Raw genomic sequence first — 3,525 nt, 5'->3', positions numbered from 1 at the left:
AACGAGCTGACGATGGGACTGATGGAGCCCTGTGCGTCCGCTTTGATGATGAGGTTGAGCTCCTTCGCCCTTCCAGCCTTGATCCGGCTAGCGAAGTCGTCGAGCGTAAACGATGGTGTCATTATATATTTTGTTTATACAATATATCTTATTGAGGAGTGCCTTTCTTATGAATACACAGATGATTATAAGGGTTGACCCGGCATTGAAGTCCAAGGTCAACAACCTTGCAAGAGCAGAAGGGAAAAATACCAGCCAGCTGGTGCGTGAGCTTTTGGAAGCATATGTTCAGGACCGGGACATTGAATTGTATATAAATGATTTATGGCAGCGTGTGGGAAACAAGCTCAAAGCTCAGGGCATCGGAGCCAATGATATTGATCAGGCCATTGAAGATGTCAGAGCCGGAAAATCATGAAAGTTGTGATCGATACCAATGTGTTTGTTTCCTCGTTTTTTGGAGGCCATCCCGGCAAAGTCTTTCAGTTGTGGAAATCCGGCCTGATTGTATGGTGCTTGTCCGGCGATATTCTGGATGAATACATTAACGTACTGAATCGACTTGGCTTAAAAGATGAAAAAGAGATTGAAGAGCTTCTGAGACTTTTTAAGCAGGGAATTCATGTGTTGTTTACACGAAAACCCAGGAAACTCCAGGTCGTTGAAAAAGATCCGGATGACGACAAATTTTTTGAATGCGCGCTTGCCCTGGGCGCACATGCGATTATTTCCGGAGATAAAGCTGTCCTGGCAGTGAAGCATTACAGGGGTATTCATGTTTATGCACCCGGAGAATTTGTTGCGTTGTTTGAAGGGTAACATCCGGGATTATAGTTGCAACCTTAAACCGTTTGGTTATTTTTAATCCATGAAAACAACATCTTCTCTCCGTAACCGGACCCGGCTGCTTTGCTGGATTATTGGCTGTATTGTGGTTGTTTATGGTCTTGCCGGTTTTGTGGCCGTTCCCATGATTGCGGAAAAAAAATTGCCCGGGATTCTTTCTGATGCCCTTGATGCGGATGTCACTGTCAAAGATATTGATTTTAACCCCTTTACATTTCGTGCTGCTGTAAACGGTTTGTCTGTGTCCATGCCAGACGGCGCGCCCCTGCTGGCGGCGGAGCATGTTTCGGCCAATGTGCAGCTGGCCTCTGTTGTCAAAATGGGGGCGGTTGTAAAGTCCGTTGAAATCCAGGCGCCCCGGGTAAACTTGGTGCGCCGGGAGGACGGGAGTTTGAATTTTTCGGATCTGGCCGGCGGCAATGGATCGGATACGGAAACCCGGGCAGAGGACAACGGCACCAGCCCGGTTTATTTCTCGGTTGCAGAGGTGCGCCTCACAGACGGTCAATTGATGTTTACCGATGAAGCTGCCGGGTTTGACACAACCATTGACCCGGTATTTGTTTTGATCGAAAACTTAAGCAGTGAATCCAACTCCATGGCCGACCTTGAGGTTCGTCTGCAAAGCAGTGCAAAAGAAACCATTGCCTGCACGGGCCGGCTGGGGCTGTTTCCGGTGTCTGCCGAGGCGCGGCTGGATGCGCAGAATCTGTCCGTGGCCCATTATGCCCCGTTTTACCGGGATTTGACCGGCCTGGAAATCAAGGACGGCCGCGTGGATGTTTCCGGAGACATTATTTATCCCCAGCCCTCCCCTGTTTCGGAAAATCCATTGCTGGAAAACGGGCAGATCCGCATCCGCTCGCTTCTGGTCCATGATCCGGACACGGGCAATGCGGCTGTGGACATTGACGAATTCAGCCTCTCCGGAATCCGGATCAATCCCGAAGGGCGGTCCGTGGATGTAAAAAACATATCCACCCAAGGCGGAAAACTCCTGTGCGAGCGGACGGAAAACGGGACATTAAATTTTTCCAAACTCACAGCCGGCTCCAAACAGGCAGACGGGAGCGATACAGACCCGCCGCCGGAAAAAACAGAGCCGGCGCCCTCCCCTGACCCCTGGAACGTGCACCTGGGTATGATCGGGGTCAGCGGCTACAGCGTGGCATATACCGATGCCGTGCCCAAAGAGCCGGTTTCCCTGGGGCTTGACGGCATTACCATCCGGCTCTATGACATGAACCTGCAGCAGGATCATCTAACCGAGTGGTCCTTTGCCTCCCTTGCCCGGCCCGGCATTGTCTCGGCCCAGGGCACATTTCAGGTGGATCCCGTGGCAGCCGACTTTGATTTCAGGGTCAGCGAAGTGGATCTGGCGGGTGCAGCTCCGTATGCCAAAGACTTTGGCGCAGATATCCAAAAGGGGATCATCCACGCCGCCGGCAGCGTGGAGGCCGGCATCACTTCGGAGGGATTTTGGGCTCAATATGCCGGAGAAGCCCGGATTGACGATTTTACCGCAACAGATCCGAAAACCGGAAACGAATTTCTAAAATTTGCCCACCTGGGATTTGAAGACATCCGCGCTAAAATGGCCGATCAGATTTCTGTTTCTTTGGACCGGATTTTGATCCACGAGCCGCAATTTTCCGCGGGCCTGGCACAGAACGGCAGCCTGCTGCCGACCTTGCTGGCAGGAAAAAGCAGCAAAAACGACAAGGCAGGTGCCACGAAAAATCAAAACCAGAGTCCGGCTGAACACCAATCCAAAGCAGGTGAGAATGCCGGCACACAGGCAGATGCCCTGGCCTACGAAGTCACAGTCAACCGCATTGATCTGGAAAACGGCGGGTTTGTTTTCACTGACCAGACGGTTTCCCCGGAAATTGCCGGCCGCCTGGATCCCATAAATGTTCATGTATCGGATTTCCGACTGGACCCAAAGGGCGCGGTCCTTGATTTCCAATTAACCGATCTTTCCCTGGCTGGTGCAAGCCCGCTGGCTGTGCCGTATGGCGCGGATATCCAGGAAGGCCGGGTCAATGTGTCCGGCAGCGTGGACGCCCGGACAGGCGCTGAAAATACCGGGACCCGGTTTCAGGGCAAGGCCCGGATCAAGGATTTCACTGCTGCAGACCCGGAGACCGGAAGGCCGTTTTTGGCATTTGATCAGCTCGGGTTTGAAAACATCCTGGCCAAATCCGCGGATACCACTGCCGTGTCCATGGATCGGATTTTGCTTCAAAAGCCGGTGTTCACCTTTGGTTTTGAACAAGATGGCCGCATATTTCCGCCCGCGCTGGCCGGCGGCGATTCAGGCAATGGCGGGGGTTCAGACGAGGCGGCAGATGATGCCCGAACAGATAGGAAAAACGTTTCCGGGAAAAAAGCGCCGGCCGGCGCCGGTGACGGGCAGCAATCCGGCAAGCCGTCTTTTCAGGCCGATATCCGAAAAATTGAAATGCAGCAGGGTGAACTGGCCTTTTTTGACCATTCGGTTTCTCCGCCCTTTGCCACCCGGCTGGAGCCCATGGATGCCAGTATTGCCGATGTGGAGCTGGATCCGGAGAATGTCACGGAATTTACCGTAAACGGCCAATTAGACGGCCGGTCCCCTTTTTCCGTGAGCGGCAAAATCCGGCCCCTGGCCCCCAAATACACGACCCTTACCCAGGC

Annotated in this window: 4 protein-coding genes; 3 read left to right on the top strand and 1 reads right to left on the bottom strand. The window is 53.0% G+C overall.

What is annotated here, in order from left to right; all coding sequences use genetic code 11:
- Positions 1 to 122: hypothetical protein (locus R6U41_RS04430; protein WP_410268627.1), on the bottom strand; the 122-nt coding region annotated here is incomplete at its 3' end.
- 47 nt (positions 123 to 169) lie between these two features.
- Between R6U41_RS04430 and R6U41_RS04425 the strand changes: the two genes are divergently transcribed.
- From R6U41_RS04425 to R6U41_RS04415, 3 genes are all read left to right on the top strand, one after another.
- Entirely contained in the window at positions 170 to 418 is a 249-nt protein-coding gene (locus R6U41_RS04425; protein ID WP_410268626.1) for a ribbon-helix-helix protein, CopG family, read from the top strand.
- Positions 415 to 819, top strand: coding sequence for a putative toxin-antitoxin system toxin component, PIN family (locus tag R6U41_RS04420; protein ID WP_410268625.1), 405 nt, complete (start codon positions 415 to 417; stop codon positions 817 to 819). Before R6U41_RS04425 ends, R6U41_RS04420 begins: the two co-directional genes overlap by 4 nt.
- Positions 820 to 868: 49 nt before the next feature.
- The coding region (locus tag R6U41_RS04415; protein ID WP_410268624.1) for a DUF748 domain-containing protein at positions 869 to 3,525 on the top strand (2,657 nt) is incomplete at its 3' end.

Origin of the sequence: Desulfosalsimonas sp., from assembly GCF_046483245.1 — a bacterium.
In the GTDB taxonomy this organism is placed as follows: domain Bacteria; phylum Desulfobacterota; class Desulfobacteria; order Desulfobacterales; family Desulfosalsimonadaceae; genus Desulfosalsimonas.
Note: the sequence above shows the minus strand (reverse complement) of the source record. Positions and strands in the feature narration are given on the sequence as shown.

Coding starts and splice junctions, on each gene's coding strand:
- R6U41_RS04425 (WP_410268626.1), top strand. CDS start 170: ATGAATACACAGATGATTATAAGGGTTGACCCGGCATTGAAGTCCAAG.
- R6U41_RS04420 (WP_410268625.1), top strand. CDS start 415: ATGAAAGTTGTGATCGATACCAATGTGTTTGTTTCCTCGTTTTTTGGA.